The organism is Streptomyces sp. ICC1, assembly GCF_003287935.1.
Classification (GTDB): Bacteria; Actinomycetota; Actinomycetes; order Streptomycetales; family Streptomycetaceae; genus Streptomyces; species Streptomyces tritrimontium.
The window spans coordinates 8,448,479-8,463,659 of sequence record NZ_CP030287.1; the positions used below are offsets into that span (position 1 = coordinate 8,448,479).

13 protein-coding genes, 1 tRNA gene, 1 rRNA gene and 4 pseudogenes are annotated in these 15,181 nt (G+C 72.1%); 8 read left to right on the forward strand and 11 right to left on the reverse strand.

Features of this window, described 5'->3' with window-relative positions:
* Positions 1-8: 8 nt before the first annotated feature.
* From DRB96_RS39600 to rrf, 3 genes are all read right to left on the reverse strand, one after another.
* Positions 9-395 (reverse strand): hypothetical protein, encoded by a 387-nt coding sequence (locus DRB96_RS39600; protein ID WP_112452731.1) that lies wholly within the window; start codon positions 393-395, stop codon positions 9-11.
* Complete coding sequence (locus tag DRB96_RS39605; RefSeq protein WP_112452732.1) at positions 392-655, reverse strand: hypothetical protein; 264 nt, start codon at positions 653-655, stop codon at positions 392-394. The genes DRB96_RS39600 and DRB96_RS39605 overlap by 4 nt, the downstream gene beginning before the upstream one ends.
* 100 nt (positions 656-755) lie before the next feature.
* Positions 756-873 (reverse strand): 5S ribosomal RNA (gene rrf, locus DRB96_RS39610).
* Positions 874-880: 7 nt separating this feature from the next.
* Here rrf and DRB96_RS39615 point away from each other — a divergent pair.
* From DRB96_RS39615 to DRB96_RS39625, 3 genes and pseudogenes are all read left to right on the forward strand, one after another.
* Positions 881-1,917, forward strand: a pseudogene (locus DRB96_RS39615) (bile acid:sodium symporter family protein).
* Between the two features lie 9 nt (positions 1,918-1,926).
* Positions 1,927-2,358, forward strand: coding sequence for a (2Fe-2S) ferredoxin domain-containing protein (locus tag DRB96_RS39620; protein ID WP_112452733.1), 432 nt, complete (start codon positions 1,927-1,929; stop codon positions 2,356-2,358).
* A gap of 124 nt (positions 2,359-2,482) precedes the next feature.
* Positions 2,483-2,764, forward strand: a complete 282-nt coding sequence (locus DRB96_RS39625; RefSeq protein WP_112452734.1) for a hypothetical protein — start codon at positions 2,483-2,485, stop codon at positions 2,762-2,764.
* A 115-nt stretch (positions 2,765-2,879) separates the two neighbouring features.
* Here DRB96_RS39625 and fdhD read toward each other — a convergent pair whose 3' ends face one another.
* A complete protein-coding gene (gene fdhD, locus DRB96_RS39630; RefSeq protein WP_112452735.1) occupies positions 2,880-3,713 on the reverse strand; it encodes a formate dehydrogenase accessory sulfurtransferase FdhD in 834 nt (277 codons plus the stop codon).
* Between the two features lie 205 nt (positions 3,714-3,918).
* On the opposite strand from fdhD, the gene DRB96_RS39635 reads away from it, so the two are divergent.
* Positions 3,919-4,860 (forward strand): beta-ketoacyl-ACP synthase III, encoded by a 942-nt coding sequence (locus DRB96_RS39635; RefSeq protein ID WP_112452736.1) that lies wholly within the window; start codon positions 3,919-3,921, stop codon positions 4,858-4,860.
* Between the two features lie 211 nt (positions 4,861-5,071).
* A pseudogene (locus DRB96_RS39640) lies at positions 5,072-5,536 on the forward strand (LysR family transcriptional regulator); the annotation flags it as partial.
* A 14-nt stretch (positions 5,537-5,550) separates the two neighbouring features.
* On the opposite strand, the pseudogene DRB96_RS39645 reads toward DRB96_RS39640, so the two are convergent.
* The 3 genes and pseudogenes from DRB96_RS39645 to DRB96_RS39655 form a co-directional block, all read right to left on the reverse strand.
* Positions 5,551-7,743, reverse strand: a pseudogene (locus tag DRB96_RS39645) (bifunctional glycosyltransferase family 2 protein/CDP-glycerol:glycerophosphate glycerophosphotransferase); the annotation flags it as partial.
* Between the two features lie 139 nt (positions 7,744-7,882).
* Complete coding sequence (locus tag DRB96_RS39650) at positions 7,883-8,791, reverse strand: carbohydrate ABC transporter permease (RefSeq protein WP_239516602.1); 909 nt, start codon at positions 8,789-8,791, stop codon at positions 7,883-7,885.
* Positions 8,788-10,053: a sugar ABC transporter permease gene (locus DRB96_RS39655; RefSeq protein WP_112463948.1), complete on the reverse strand. Its 1,266-nt coding sequence runs from the start codon at positions 10,051-10,053 to the stop codon at positions 8,788-8,790. The genes DRB96_RS39650 and DRB96_RS39655 overlap by 4 nt, the downstream gene beginning before the upstream one ends.
* On the opposite strand from DRB96_RS39655, the pseudogene DRB96_RS45530 reads away from it, so the two are divergent.
* A pseudogene (locus DRB96_RS45530) lies at positions 9,994-10,404 on the forward strand (HD domain-containing protein); the annotation flags it as partial. The gene DRB96_RS39655 and the pseudogene DRB96_RS45530 sit on opposite strands and share 60 nt — an antisense overlap.
* Positions 10,405-10,477: 73 nt before the next feature.
* Here the strand turns inward: DRB96_RS45530 and DRB96_RS39665 are convergent.
* Both DRB96_RS39665 and ugpC read right to left on the reverse strand, forming a co-directional pair.
* On the reverse strand, positions 10,478-10,891 hold the full coding sequence (locus tag DRB96_RS39665; RefSeq protein WP_112452737.1) for a hypothetical protein: 414 nt from the start codon (positions 10,889-10,891) through the stop codon (positions 10,478-10,480).
* Positions 10,892-11,106: 215 nt separating this feature from the next.
* The gene (ugpC, locus tag DRB96_RS39670; RefSeq protein ID WP_112452738.1) at positions 11,107-12,195 is read right to left on the reverse strand and encodes a sn-glycerol-3-phosphate ABC transporter ATP-binding protein UgpC; all 1,089 of its coding nucleotides are present in this window, start codon (positions 12,193-12,195) and stop codon (positions 11,107-11,109) included.
* 188 nt (positions 12,196-12,383) lie between these two features.
* Between ugpC and DRB96_RS39675 the strand changes: the two genes are divergently transcribed.
* Positions 12,384-13,064 (forward strand): hypothetical protein, encoded by a 681-nt coding sequence (locus tag DRB96_RS39675; RefSeq protein WP_112454338.1) that lies wholly within the window; start codon positions 12,384-12,386, stop codon positions 13,062-13,064.
* A gap of 174 nt (positions 13,065-13,238) precedes the next feature.
* Positions 13,239-13,313: transfer RNA gene (locus DRB96_RS39680), tRNA-Thr, on the forward strand.
* A gap of 87 nt (positions 13,314-13,400) precedes the next feature.
* Here the strand turns inward: DRB96_RS39680 and DRB96_RS39685 are convergent.
* Together DRB96_RS39685 and DRB96_RS39690 are read right to left on the reverse strand one after the other, a co-directional pair.
* The gene (locus DRB96_RS39685; RefSeq protein WP_239517825.1) at positions 13,401-14,744 is read right to left on the reverse strand and encodes an FAD-dependent oxidoreductase; all 1,344 of its coding nucleotides are present in this window, start codon (positions 14,742-14,744) and stop codon (positions 13,401-13,403) included.
* Between the two features lie 60 nt (positions 14,745-14,804).
* Positions 14,805-15,179, reverse strand: coding sequence for an ATP-binding protein (locus tag DRB96_RS39690; protein WP_112452740.1), 375 nt, complete (start codon positions 15,177-15,179; stop codon positions 14,805-14,807).
* Positions 15,180-15,181 lie beyond the last annotated feature (2 nt).

Below are 15,181 nucleotides of genomic sequence, written 5' to 3' on the forward strand. Positions count from 1 at the left end.
CCCGCGCTTCAGCTGTTCAGATCGAGGACGCCCACTCCCTGGCCCACATAGGCCTTCGGTTCGATCGTGGCGACCAGCGCCTGCGAACCCCACTCGGGGAGATGGCGTGCGGCATGGACGGCGGCCGCGGCACCGGCGGGCACTCCGTCACGGCGCATCTGCGCCACGGCCAGCACGGCCGGATAGTCGAGGTCGAGCATGTGGATGACGTCGAGCTGTCCGATGTGCTCGGCGATCCCCGCGAGAACCACGTCGGCCTCAAGGACCGACAGGACAGGAACCCACAGGCGCGTGTCCGCGTCGAGGTAAGCGCGGTGGATCAGTGCCGACACCTGGCGATTCCCGGACAGTGCGAGCAAGGACGGCGTGTCCAGGACGAGGTGGTGCTGGATCACGCGGCAGCGTCCTCCTGCTGCGCGAAGGCCTCACGGATCTTGCGGCCCATCGCCGCACTCTCCGCGTCGCTCACGTCCACCCCGAAGTGCTCGGCCAGGTAGGCCCGAGCCCGCTCAGCCCGCTCCCGCCGCTCCTCCATGGTGAGCGTCGTCTCGGCGAACTCCTGCACAAGAGACCGGATGGACGTCCCACGGGACTCGGCGATGACAGCGAGGCGGTCTCTCACCTCGGCCGGCACACGGATCATGGCATCAGACATGCTCCGAGTATACGTCGACGTAAACACCCGGCGAGGGTAAACGCAGAAAAGCCCCGCACCGAACCCCAAAGGGCTGGTGCGGGGCTTTCCCACAATAATTGTTCGGCGGCGTCCTACTCTCCCACAGGGTCCCCCCTGCAGTACCATCGGCGCTGAAAGGCTTAGCTTCCGGGTTCGGAATGTAAACCGGGCGTTTCCCTAACGCTATGACCACCGAAACACTACATCACGGGCCTGCTCGCCACCGTCGCCGTCGCCGCCCTGTTCCCCGCCCGCGGCGCGGCCGCCCCCCTCGCCGAGGCGGCCTCCACCGGAGCCGTGGCGCTGCTCTTCTTCCTCTACGGCTCCCGGCTCTCCACCCGCGAGGCCCTCGACGGCGTGCGCCACTGGCGGCTCCACCTCACCGTGCTCGCCTGCACCTTCGTCCTCTTCCCCCTCCTCGGCCTCGCCGCCCACGCCCTGGTCCCCACCCTCCTCACGGCCCCGCTCTACAGCGGCCTGCTCTTCCTCTGCCTGGTCCCCTCCACCATCCAGTCCTCCATCGCCTTCACCTCGATCGCCCGGGGGAACGTCCCCGCCGCGATCTGCGCCGGCTCCTTCTCCAGCCTCATCGGCATCTTCCTCACCCCCTCCTCGCCGCCGGCCTGCTCGGCAACAGCGCCGGCGGGTTCTCCCTCGACTCCCTGCTGAAGATCGTCCTCCAGCTCCTCCTGCCCTTCCTCCTCGGCCAGGCCCTGCGCCCCTGGGTCGGCGGCTTCCTCGTCCGCAACAAGAAGGTCCTGGGCCGCGTGGACCGCGGTTCGATCCTGCTCGTCGTCTACACCGCCTTTAGCGCGGGCATGGTCGCCGGGATCTGGCACCAGGTGAGCGTCGCGCGCCTCGGCGCGCTGATGGTGGTGGAGGCCGTCGTCCTCGCCGTGATGCTGCTGGTCACCTGGTACGGGGCCAAGCGCCTCGGGTTCGACCGGGGGGACCGGATCGCCATCCAGTTCGCGGGGTCGAAGAAGAGCCTGGCCGCCGGACTCCCCATGGCCAGCGTGCTGTTCGGTGCGCAGGCGAGCCTGGCCGTGCTGCCGCTGATGCTCTTTCACCAGATGCAGTTGATGGTCTGCGCGGTCCTGGCCCGGCGCCGTGCCCGCGACGCCCGGGAGGACGCGGGGGAGAGCGGTGACGCGGGGCGGACCGGCGCCGAACCCGCCGCCGTTGAACGTGTGGCGGAGGTCTCCCGCGCCGTCCGACACCGGGCTCCGCGGGCCCGGTAGCGTTCGGCGGTGACCTGGATACGCCCGCTCTCCGCCACCGCCGAACGCCCCTGCACCCTGGTGGTGTGCCGGGGCTGTTGCTGCGGCGACCCCCGCAAGAACCCCGGCACCGACCACGCGGGTCAGCTGGCCCGCCTGCGCGAGGCCGCCGCGGCGTCCGGGGGCCGCCTCGCGGTCCGTACGAGCGACTGCCTCGGGCCCTGCGCACAGGCCAACGTCATCGTGGTCCAGCCCACCACCGAGGCCCGGCGCCGCGGCGCCCGCGCGGCCTGGTTCGGCTGGGCCCTGGACGACACCGCCACCGACGAGGTCATCGCCTGGGCCGCGTCGGGCGGCCCCGGAGTCACCCCGGTCCCGCCGACCCTCGACCTCCACCGCATCGACCCCCCGGCCCCGAAGCCGGCCACACCCGGCTCCCGCCGCGGCCGCAAGGGGCGTTGACGCCCGGTCGGGCCGGAGTAAGGACGGAGGGGGTCCGGAGGCCCAGAGCGTTAGAGCGGCGAAATGCCCGGTTCTCCTACCTTCGGGGTGTCAGTCGGAAACACCCACGGCAAGGAGCCCCCTCATGAAGATCAGCAAGCGCATCGCCGCCACTTCGGCCGCCGTCCTGCTCGGCAGCCTCGTACTCGGAGGCGGGGTCGCCAACGCGGCGGACGGCGGTGGCGGCCACGGAGGGCACGGCGGCGGCAAGGCCTCGCTCCAGAAGACGATCGAGGCCGCCCCGGGCACCGACCACGTGCCGGCCCAGAAGATCAAGGCCGCGTCCAAGGACAACCCGTACAGCCAGACGATCGAGGCCGCTCCGGGAACCGCGCACACCGGCGCCGGGGTCCTGGCCCAGAAGTAGCGGCGGCCCCTGCGGGGCGCGGGCCGCACGCCGGCCCCCGCCCCGCAGCCGCACCTCACCCCGGCCGCACCTCACCCCGGCCGCACCCCGGCCGCACCTCACCCAGGCCCCGCGCTCACGCCGACAGGTCGATCCGGTCCTCGCCCGCGTAGACGTTCATGTTCCCGCCCCGCAGGAAGCCGACCAGCGTCAGCCCCGACTCCTGCGCGAGGTCCACGGCGAGGGACGACGGCGCCGACACGGCCGCCAGCACGGGGATGCCCGCCATCACCGCCTTCTGCGCCAGCTCGAAGGAGGCCCGGCTCGACACCAGCAGCACCGACCCCGTCAGCGGCAGCAGACCGGCCTGCAGGGCCCGGCCGATGAGCTTGTCGACCGCGTTGTGCCGGCCCACGTCCTCCCGTGCGTCGATCAGCTCGCCCCGCGCCGTGAACAGCCCGGCGCCGTGCAGCCCGCCCGTGCGGTCGAAGACCTTCTGCTCCGCGCGCAGCCGGTCCGGCAGCTCACCGAGCAGCCGCGCACCCACCCGTACCGGATCGTCCGCGACCCCCGGGAACCGGGTCGCCGTGCGCACCGCGTCCAGACTGGCCTTGCCGCACAGCCCGCAGGACGAGGTCGTGTAGACGTTCCGCTCCAGTGAGATGTCCGGCACGGGAACCCCCGCGGCCAGCCGTACGTTCACCACGTTGTAGGTGTTCGTTCCGTCCTCCGCCGCGCCTTCGCAGTAGGTGACGGCGGCGACGTCCGAGGCCGATCCGAGCACTCCCTCGCTGACCAGGAAGCCCACGGCGAGCGCGAAATCGTCGCCCGGCGTGCGCATCGTGATGGCCAGCGGTTTGCCGTTCAGCCGTATCTCCAGGGGCTCCTCGGCCACCAGCGTGTCCGCCCGGGTGCCCGCCACGCCATTCCGGATCCGTACGACGCGACGCCGTTCGGTGACCCGTCCCATGTGATCAGCCCACCTGTTCTGTCCTTGTCGTGCGGCTCGTCCACCCATTCTCGCGGATCCGCTTCGGGCACCGTCCCCGGCTGGAAGATCCTCGGGAAGCTCCAAATTCAGGGCACTGAATCCTGTCGGGTCACGCGCCCCCGTACCCATGGGTAGCAGGCGAAGCTGGGACGTCCTGACTGCCGTACGAGGGGGGACCCCGCCCATGACCGGTTCACGCGTGGTGGCGCTAGGGCACTACCAGCCCGCAAGAGTGCTCACCAACGAGGACCTCGCGGCCATGGTGGACACCAACGACGAGTGGATCCGCTCCCGCGTCGGGATCAAGACCCGGCACATCGCGGGCCCCGACGAACCGGTGGACGAGCTGGCCTACCAGGCCGCCGGCAAGGCCCTCGCGAGCGCGGGCCTGACCCCGGACGACATCGACCTCGTCCTCGTCGCCACCTCGACGGCCATCGACCGCTCCCCGAACATGGCCGCCCGCGTCGCCGCCAAGCTGGGCATGGGCGGCCATCCCGCCGTCATGGACATCAATGTCGTCTGCTCGGGCTTCACGCACGCCCTGGCCACCGCCGACCACGCGATCCGGGCCGGCGCCGCCACCCGCGCGCTCGTCATCGGCGCCGACAAGATGACCGCGATCACCGACTGGACCGACCGCACCACCTGCGTCCTGACCGGCGACGGTGCCGGCGCGGCCGTCGTCGAGGCCTGTGACGAGCCCGGCATCGGCCCGGTCCTGTGGGGCTCGGTGCCCGAGATGGGCCACGCGGTCCGCATCGAGGGCTCGCCGCCGATCTTCGCGCAGGAGGGCCAGTCCGTGTACCGCTGGACCACCAGCCAGCTCCCGCCGCTCGCCCGCAAGGTCTGCGAGAAGGCCGGGGTCACCCCCGAGGAACTGGCCGCGGTCGTCCTCCACCAGGCGAACCTGCGGATCATCGAGCCGCTCGCCGCCAAGATCGGCGCGGTCAACGCCGTCGTCGCGCGCGACGTCGTCGACTCCGGCAACACCTCGGCCGGCTCCATCCCGATGGCCCTGTCCAAGCTGGTCGAGCGCGGCGAGATCCCCTCCGGGGCGCCTGTCCTCCTCTTCGGCTTCGGCGGCAACCTCTCCTACGCCGGCCAGGTCATCCGCTGCCCGTAGCCGCCCCGGTGCCGCCGCCGGCACCGGCGGCACCGGCGGAGCTCCCGTGCTCCTCCGGAGCGGGAGCGGGGGCGGCCGGCGGATGATGTCAGCCCCCGATAACGCCGGCCTATCGGGGGGATTTCGGCAGGGCAACCGCCGTGAGAATGGCGGGATTCGGGGGCATCCCGGTGGCTGGTGCGGTGAGCTCGGCCCGGCCTACCCTCGGGGCATGGAGCTTGAGGTCAGGCACCTGCGCGCCCTGTGCGCCATCGCCGACGCCGGCAGCCTGCACAAGGCCGCCCGGCAACTCGGCGTGAGCCAGCCCTCGCTGACGACCCAGTTGCGCCGCATCGAACGCGCCCTGGACGGCGAGCTGTTCCTGCGCGAGCGCACCGGCTGCCGGCCGACCCCCTTCGGGCGCACCGTACTCGGCCGGGCGCGGCCGCTCCTCGACGGGATGGCCGCCCTCGTCGCCGAGGCGCGGGCGCTGTCCCACGGGCCCCGGCTGCGGATCGGCTCGACGGCCAGCCGCGCCCTGCCCGGCTGGCTGCGCCGCCTGCACCGGCGGATGCCGGACACGGAGACGGACCTGGTGGTGGACGTATCGGCCAACGCGCTGCTGCGGATGACGGCTTCGGGCCAGCTCGACGTGGCGTTCGTGCACGAGGTGGAGGGCAGCCCGCTGCGGGGCCCCACCCCGGCCGAGGGGGCGGCCGGGGTGGGGCGGCGGTCCTCCAGCGGGACGATCGGGGACGCCGGCTGGCTCAGGAACACGCGGCGGACCACCCGCTCCGCCGCCTGGCCGTCGTCGTACGTGCAGAAGCGGGCCCGGAAGGACGAGCGCAGCTGCGCCGAGCGCGAGCCCTGCCAGTGGCCCGTCGCGAAGATGTCCACCAGCTCGTCCTCGGTCCGGGCGATCGCGCCCGGGGGGAAGGCCCGCAGGTCGAAGTAGGTGCCGCGGGAGGCCTCGTACGCCTCCCAGTCGTCCGCGTGGATCACGATCGGCCGGTCCAGCGAGGCGTAGTCGAACATCAGCGACGAGTAGTCCGTCACCAACGCGTCCGAGGCCAGGCAGAGTTCCTCCACCGAGGGGTGGGAGGAGACGTCCAGCAGGCGGGGGTGCGGTTCGGGGGAGGCCGAGCCCGCGTACGTCAGGTGCGTGCGGGTCAGGATCGTGTAGCGCGGGCCCAGGTCGCGCAGGATCCGCTCGAAGTCCAGGTGGTCGGGGCGGCTGCGGCGGTAGTCCCGGTGCGTCGGCGCGTAGAGGATCGCCGTGGAGCCCGGCGGGATGCCGAGGCGTTCGCGCAGTTCGAGCACGTCCGCCTGGGTCGCCCGGTGGAAGACGTCGTTGCGCGGGTAGCCGTATTCGAGGGTGGTGTACGAGGACGGGACCGCCTTCTCCCACACCAGGGTGGAGTGGCGGTTAGCCGAGAGCAGGTAGTCCCACTGGTCGGCGCCGCGCAGCAGGCCGGCGAAGTCCGTGGTCGGGGTGGCCGCCGGGCGGTCCTGCAGGTCGAGGCCGACCCGCTTGAGCGGGGTGCCGTGCTGGGTCTGGAGCAGGATCTGCCCCGGGCGCTTGACCAGGGTCCGCTCGAAGTTGACGTTCGTGACCAGGTACGTGGCACGGGCCAGGGCCGTCCAGTACGCCGCCGAGCCCGGGCGCAGGAGGGCCGTTTCGCGGGGGAGCGTCGAGGCGTGCGCCGGATCGCAGATCCACGCCGTCCGCATGCGCGGGGCCAGTTCGCGCAGCTTGGCCTCGATCGCCGCCGGATTGCAGGCGTAGCCGCCGTGCCAGTACGCGGAGAACACCGCCAGTTCGGGGCGCAGGGGCAGCAGGCGCTGCGCACGGTAGTGCAGCCGCAGGGCCGTTTCGCGCAGCCCCCGCCACGCGGTGGCCCCCGCGCGGCCCGCCGCGAGCGAGGCCGAGCGCAGCAGCGACAGCGCGCGGTAGGCGCGCCGCGCGCCCACGCGCATCAGGGCGTGGCGGATCCGGTCGGTGCGGCTCAGGGACAGCGGGCGGGGCCCCGGGACGCGGTAGCGGCGCAGCAGGGCCGAGGCGCGGCCGAAGAACTCGGCCCGGGCGGCGCGCGGGAGCCGGCGCGGGTCCGCGTACAGGGCGCAGAAGTGCTCGGCCATCCGCCGGTGCACGACGGGCCGCCAGCGCTCCAGCTCGGGGCGGGTGGCGAGGTAGCCGAAGACGCGGTCGTACTGGTCGAAGACGTCGAGGTGACGGCGGGTGGAGGTGGTCAGGATCGAGCCCGTGCGGCGCTGGCGGTAGTGGACGCACACCCGGTCCAGGACGGCCACGGACTCCGCCGCCAGGAGCGCCGGATAGGTCCAGGGGGTGTCCTCGTAGAAGCCGGGCGGGAAGGAGAGGCCCTCGCGCTCCGCGTACTCGCGGCGGTACGTCTTGTTCCACACCACCATCAGCATGCCGAGCAGCGCCGGGCGGTCCGCGAGCCGGAAGCTGGCCGGGCCGTCCTCGGAGAGCCGGTGGGAGAGGCTGTTGCGGACCAGTTCGCCGGTCCAGTAGGTGCGCGCGTAGTCGTAGACGAGGACGTCCGGGGAGCCGGTGGCCTTCAGCCGGTCGGTGATGGCTTGCAGGGCGCCGGGGGCGAGGGTGTCGTCGCCGTCGAGGAAGACCAGGTAGTCGCCGGTGGCCCGGGACAGGCCCGCGTTGCGGGCCGGGCCCAGGCCCAGGTTGTGCGCCAGGTGCACGGCGGTCACCCGGGGGTCCCGGGCGGCGTAGTCGTCGATGATCGAACCGCAGGCGTCCGGGGAGGCGTCGTCGACCACGATCAGCTCGAGGTCCGGATACGACTGGGTCAGGACCGAGTCCAGACTCTCCTGGAGGTACGCCTGGACCTTGTACGCGGGCACGATGACGCTGAACCGGGGCACGGCACATCCAGGGGTCGGCGCGGGCATATTGCCCAGGAACCCCCGGCGTGGTGATCGGGTTACGCACGGTGTGGCATTCGGGTTACGCAGCGTCAACAGGGCACGTCAACGCCGTGATCAAAAGCCCGGTCGGGGCGGATCACTTGATCGCCCCCGCCATCACCCCCGACGCGAACTGCCGTTGGAAGGCGAAGAAGACGACGAGCGGCACCACCATCGACAGGAAGGCGCCGGGCGCCAGCACGTCGATGTTGTTCCCGAACTGCCGCACCTGCTGCTGGAGGGCGACCGTGACCGGCGGATGCGCCGAGTCCGCGAAGACCAGCGCGACCAGCATGTCGTTCCACACCCACAGGAACTGGAAGATGCCGAGCGAGGCGACCGCCGGGGCGCCCAGCGGCAGCACCACCCGGGCGAACAGCCGCAGTTCGCCGGCGCCGTCCAGGCGGGCCGCCTCCAGCAGCTCGCGCGGGATCTCGGCGAAGAAGTTGCGCAGCAGGAACACGGCGAACGGCAGCCCGAAGGCGGTGTGGAAGAGCACCACCCCGGCGGTCGTCTCGAACAGCCCGATGGAGCCGAAGAGTTCGGACACCGGGATCAGCGCCACCTGCACGGGGACGACCAGCAGCCCGACCACGATCAGGAACAGCCAGTCCCGGCCGGGGAACTCCAGCCAGGCGAAGGCGTATCCGGCGAACGCGCCCAGCGCCAGGACCAGCAGGGTCGAAGGGACCGCGATGGCCGCCGTGTTGAGCAGCGAACCCGTGACGGTGTCGTTCTCCAGCAGCCGCTCGTAGTTGCCGGCCGTCAGCCGGGAGGGCGCGGACAGCACCTGCCACCAGCCGTCCCGGTTCAGGTCGGTGGGCGAGAGGAAGGAGGACACCAGCAGGCCGAGGGCGGGCAGCAGCCAGAACAGGCCGACGAGGATCAGGAAGACGCGCAGCGTCCCGCCGGCGGCGCGGGAGGCGAGGGACCGGGTGGCGCCCGGTGTGCGCGGTCCCGCCGGTGTGCTCGGTCCGGTCGGTCCGGTCGGTGTGCTCGGCCTCATCGGCGGGCCTCCCGGCGCATGCGGCGGATGTTGTAGACCATGACGGGGAGCACCAGCACCAGCAGCAGCACCGCGATGGCGGAGCCCAGCCCGGGATCGGCGTCCGTGCCGAAGGAGGTCCGGTACAGCTGGAGCGCCAGGACGTTGGCGTCGTCCTGCACCGCGCCCGGCGCGATCACGAAGACCAGGTCGAAGACCTTCATGACGTTGATGACGAGGGTGACGAGCACGACGGCCAGCACGGGCGCCAGCAGCGGCACGGTGATCCGCCGCAGCACCTGCCACTCGCTCGCCCCGTCCACCCGCGCCGCCTCCAGCAGCTCGCGCGGTACGGCGGCCAGCCCGGCCCCGATCAGCACCATCGCGAAACCGGCCCACATCCACACGTACGCCCCGATGACCGCGGGAGTCACCAGCGTCGGGCCGAGCCACTCCACCCCCGCGTACGCCTCCCGGAAGTTCGAGGCGGGCAGCCGCAGCAGCGCCCCGTCGGCCTCCGCGGACAGGGTGAAGGTGCCGTCGGGGCGGGCGGTGGCCGAGTCGACGACCCGGCCGTCCTTGACCGCCTCGATCCGCAGCCCCGCCAGCGCGGACTCGGTGGGGTCGACCGTGTTCGTCGCGCCGCCCCCGCCCCGGGTGAAGTCCTGCCACGCCGTGCCGGTGACCTTGCCGGGCTCGGCGGCGGCGGGCTTCGCCGTGCGGGTCCCCTCGGGCAGGGCCTCCGGGGCGACGCCGACCAGCGGGAGCAGCGCCGCCGCGCCCGCCCGTACCGGATCGCGGGTCACGTACGCGCCGCCGTCGGCCGGGAGCAGCGGGGAGTCCCGGCCCGGCCGGGCCTTGGGGAAGGCCGAGGACTCGGCGAAGGTGTCGTGGACGCCGACCCAGACCGCGTTCGCGACGCCCCGGTCGGGGTCGGCGTCGTAGACGAGCCGGAAGATGATGCCGGCCGCGAGCATGGAGATGGCCATCGGCATGAAGACGACCAGCTTGAACGCCGTTCCCCAGCGCACCCGTTCGGTGAGCACGGCGAAGAGCAGGCCGAGCGCGGTCGCGGTGGCGGGGGCCAGCACCACCCACACCGCGGTGTTGCCCAGGGCGGTGCGGATCGTGTCGTCGCTCAGGATCTCCCGGTAGTTCGCGGCGCCCACGAAGCCGTCGCCGGAGCGGTCGAAGAAGCTGCGGTAGAGCGAGTAGCCGATGGGGTGCACGACGAGCGCGCCGAGCAGGACGAGGGCGGGCAGCAGGAACGCGGCCGCGGTCAGCCGGCGGCGGCGCGCCTCGGCCGACCTCGTGGCCCGGGCGGAGGCGGCTCGGGCGGAGGAGGCCCGGGCGGAGGCGGCTCGGGCGGAGGAGGCCCGGGCGGAGGAGGCCGGGGTGGGATCGTCCGCCTGACCCACTCCCTGGAGTGCGCCCAGGTCGGCCGCGAGCTGGGCGCCGCGCTGGGCTGCGATCCCGATCTCGTCTAGGCGGCCTGCCTCTCGCCCGACATGGGCCACTCGCCCTTCGGCCACAACGGCGAGGAGGCTCTCAACGATTTCGCCAAGGACTGCGGCGGCTTCGAGGGCAACGCCCAGCCGCTTCGCCTGCTGACCCGGCTGCACCCCAAGCGGTTCCCCCCCGCACCGGGGAGCGGCGCGGGCAGGGTGCGGGGGAAGCCCCCCGCCGGGCGGTGGGCGGCGGCGGCCGTCAGCCCATGGAGGCGACGCCGGACGCGTACGCGGTGTCGCACACCGGCCGCGCGAACGACTGCGCCTTCGTCGGCCCGTAGGCGTCCACCGCGGCCCGCCCGAGCGCCCGCGCGATGCCCGCGCAGTGCTCGGCGAGCGACGGCCGCCGGTCGACCTCCTGCTGGAGGTGGGTGAGCACGTCACCCGGCTGCTCGCCCTGCTGCATCTCGCCCAACAGCCTGTCGCGCAGGACGTCCTGAGCGGCACGCGGCTTCGCGGGGACGGAGACGTCCTCGGCGGACGCGGTGAGGATCTGGGAGGGGGTGTTGTCCGCCCAGGGGACCATGGTGACCGCGAGGGTCCCGGACAGGACCAGGACGACGGGCAGGACCAGGGCGAGGGATCGGCCGATACGGCGGGCAGTGTGGGTCACGAGGGCGAGAGTAGCGCTCGGTGAAGATTTGGCGACATTTAGTCACCCGGTCGGGGGATGGTTCGACGTGGCTTTTCGAATTAAGGGTTGACGAATGCGGCCGAATGGCCCGATCTGTCGGAAGTGCGGTACCCCGGAAAGCCGGAACTCACGCCGAAGGGGCGCCCCTTGACGGGACGCCCCTTCGGTGTGGCCGATCGGTGTGGCCGGTCGGGTCAGCCGGAAAGGCGGGCACCCGACGAGGTCGAGAACACGTGGATCTCATCGGCGCGCGGCACGACGTGCAGCGTCGAGCCCTTCTCGGGGACGTGGCGGCCGCTCACGCGCACCACGATGTCCTGCGAGCCCTCGGAGTGCGAGGTCGAGCCGTAGACGTAGCCGTCGGCACCGAGCTCCTCCACCACGTTCACGGTGATCGTCAGACCGCCCGTGTCGCCGATGTCGAAGTGCTCGGGGCGCACGCCGACCGTGACCGTGCGGTCGCCCGCGTCGGCGGCCGCGGACAGCGCCTCGCGCGACACCGGGACGACGCTCTCGCCGAACTTCACGCCGCCGTCGGCGATCGGGACCTCGACGAGGTTCATCGCCGGCGAGCCGATGAAGCCGGCGACGAAGAGGTTCGCGGGACGGTCGTACATGTTGCGCGGGGTGTCGACCTGCTGCAGCAGACCGTCCTTGAGCACCGCCACGCGGTCGCCCATCGTCATCGCCTCGACCTGGTCGTGGGTGACGTAGACGGTGGTGATGCCGAGGTCGCGCTGGAGCGCCGCGATCTGCGTACGGGTGGACACGCGCAGCTTGGCGTCGAGGTTCGACAGCGGCTCGTCCATGAGGAACACCTGCGGCTTGCGCACGATCGCGCGGCCCATCGCGACGCGCTGGCGCTGGCCGCCCGAGAGCGCCTTCGGCTTGCGGTCGAGGTACTGGGTCAGGTCCAGCATCTTCGCCGCGTCCTCCACCTTCTTGCGGATGGTGGCCTTGTCCTCGCCGGCGATCTTGAGCGCGAAGCCCATGTTGTCGGCGACCGACATGTGCGGGTACAGCGCGTAGTTCTGGAACACCATCGCGATGTCCCGGTCCTTGGGCGGCAGGTGCGTGACGTCGCGGTCACCGATGCGGATGGCACCGCCGTTCACGTCCTCCAGGCCGGCGAGCATGCGCAGCGAGGTGGACTTGCCGCAGCCGGAGGGGCCGACGAGGACGAGGAACTCGCCGTCCGCGATCTCCAGCTCCAGCTGGTCGACGGCGGGCTTGTCGCCGCCCGGGTACAGACGGGTCGCCTTGTCGAAAGTGACAGAAGCCATGGTGATGAATCCCTTCTACCGGCAGGAACGTGCCGGACGATCCGAGTGGAAGGTCTAGTCCAGTGACTGGACGCGGAGCCGACGCTACCGGCCGCGGCGCCTCCTGTCAGCACCTGGGCGGGAGTGACTTGCCCGACAGGTACGAGGAAGCACGAGGACTGTCAGTGGGGGCTGCTTTGATCACGTCCATGACCATCTACGACCTGACCCGCGCCCTCCCCGACATCGCGACCCTGCGCGACCGCTGCCGGGCGATGGCCGCGCTGGAACTGGTGATCAGCGGCAACGCGAACGGCGGTTACTTCTCGTACGCGAAGTCCTGGGCCCCGGGGGAGGAGGCGGCCTTCATGGAGAACGGCTCGGGCGACGAGTACGCGATCGTCTTCACCGCGGCCGGCGCCTTCGGGCGCGGCTTCGACCACGAATCGCCGATGAGCCCGTGGGGCGACGAGGACACGGAGCTGTGGCCCGGCCTGGTGGACGGCATACCCGAGGCCTTCCGGCCCTTCGTCACGGAGCCCTCCTTCTGCGTGGAGGAAGGGGTGCTCCAGGCGACCGCCGTCTTCTGGCGCGAGACCGGCGACACCGCCTGGCGCGCCGGCACGGTGGAGTTCCCGGAGGGAGACCAGGCCGACCACACCGACCCGGACGGCACGGACCACCTCTTCGAGGTCCTGGTGGCGGGCACCCCGGAGGCCTACCGCGACTTCGCCGAGGACTACTACGAGACCGAGCTCCCCCTGGAGGCGGTCCGGCACGTCTGGTCGCTGCGCCCGCTCACCCAGGAGGTCGTGGACGCCCTGAACCCGGGCCTGCCGTTGGAGGCGGTGGCTCCGAGGCTGGAGCGGGCGGGGTACCCGGGGGCGTGAGGTCAGGCGCCGAACGTCTGCGGCGACTGCTCGGCCTGCGGTGCGGACGTGCACTTCGGTACGTAGGGCGAACTGGCGGGCGAGGGGCTACGAGGGGCCGGAAAGTTCTTCGCGGCGGCGTCTGCCCGCTGTGTAGAGTGAAGGCGATTCTGTGCGCTGCGCAGTGTCACATGTGCCCCCTTAGCTCAGTCCGGCCAGAGCACCGCTCTTGTAAAGCGTAGGTCGTCGGTTCGAATCCGACAGGGGGCCCCGTCCCCGGTCAGAAGTTGTCTGATCGAGGGAGTTCGTACAGAGGCGGAAGGCCCCGGATGATCATCCGGGGCCTTTTTCGCGCCCTCAGCCGCGGCCCGAGATCCTGTCCGCCAAGCGGGCCAGCGGGGTTGTGGTCGGGGTGTGGGTGGTCGATTCGCGGCGGTCCGCCTCGCGGTAGGCGGCGTAGAGGGCCTGGACGCCGAGCCAGCGGAAGGGCTCCGGTTCCCAGCGGCGGACCCGGTGGTTGACCCAGGGCAGGGTCGTGAGGTCGGTCGTGTCGCCGAGGACCAGATCGCGCAGGGTGCGGGCCGCGAGGTTGGAGGTGGCCACGCCGGAGCCGACGTAGCCGCCGGCCCAGCCGAGGCCCGTCGTCGCGTCCAGGGAGACCGTGGCGCACCAGTCGCGCGGGACGCCGAGGACCCCCGACCAGGCGTGGGTGATCTCGACGCCGGTGAGGGCCGGGAAGAAGGCCGTGAGGAGTTCGGTCAGGGACGTGATCGTCGCGGGCTGGGTGCGGCCTGTGTTTTCGGCGGTGGCGGCGCGTGAGCCGTAGCGGTAGGGGACCCCGCGGCCGCCGATGGCGATGCGGTCGTCCGCCGTGCGCTGGGCGTACATGTACGCGTGGGCCATGTCCCCGAGGACTTCCCGGCCGGACCAGGCGAGGGAGTCCCAGACGTCGGCGGGGAGTGGGGCGGTGGCGATCATCGAGGAGTTCATCGGGAGCCACGAGCGCTTCTGGCCCTTGAGGGCGGCGGTGAAGCCCTCCGTGCAGCGCAGGACGTACGGGGCGCTGACGGTGCCGTACGGGGTGTGCGCCCGTCGCGGGGTGATCTCGGTGACGGGGGTGGACTCGTGGAGGGTGACGCCGAGGCGTTCGCAGGCGGCGGCCAGGCCCTTGAGGAGCTTGAGGGGGTGGATGCGGGCTCCGTGCGGGGTCCAGGTGGAGCCCACCGCGTCCGCGATGTCGATGCGGGCGCGGGTGTCGGTGGCGTCGTAGAGCTCGCGCCGGGTTTCGCCGAAGGCGAGTTCGGCGGCGTGGAAGGCCTTGAGGCGGGTCAGTTGGGCGGGGGTGCGGGCCACTTCGAGGACGCCGCCGCGGTGGATGTCGGCTTCGATGCCTTCCTTGGCGGCGACGCTGATGACTTCGGTGACGGTGTCGTTCATGGCGTGCTGGAGGCGCAGGGCGGCCTGGTGGCCGTGGCGGGCGGCGTAGCGGTCGCGGCCGGCGATGCCGTTGTAGAGCCAGCCGCCGTTGCGGCCGGAGGCCCCGTAGCCGCAGGACTTCTGCTCCAGGACGGTGACGCGCAGGTCGGGGGCTGCGGTCTTGAGGTAGTAGGCGGTCCACAGGCCGGTGTAGCCGCCGCCGACGATGACGACGTCGGCCGTGGCGTCGCCGGTGAGGGGGGCTCGGGGCCGGCTCCTATACACATCTCCGAGCCCACGAGCATAGGCATGCATCCGTATGCCGTTTTGTAGGGTGCGGCGCCGTTACGGTGCTGCGGGGGTGGGACGGGTGAAGCGGGTGCACAGGGTGGTGTAGGCCGTGACGCGGGCTTCGAAGTCGGCCAGGGCGGCGGCGACCGCGGCGGCCACGGCCGTGCGGTCCGGGGCCACCGGGCCCTCGGCCGGCGGGTCGAGGACGATCTGGCCGGAGCCGCGCAGCTGGGTGCCGAGTTCTCCGGTCTCGGTGAACTGGGCGGTGACGTGGACGGCCGGGTAGCCGCTGACCGGGTCCGGTTCCAGGGTGTCGCCGAGGCCCGCGTCGTAGACGCGGACCTGGACGGTGTGGCCGGCCTCGGCGAGCGTGGCGCGGCCCGCGTAGTCGATGGCGATGCCCCAGGGAAGGTTCGGGTCGATGTTCATGG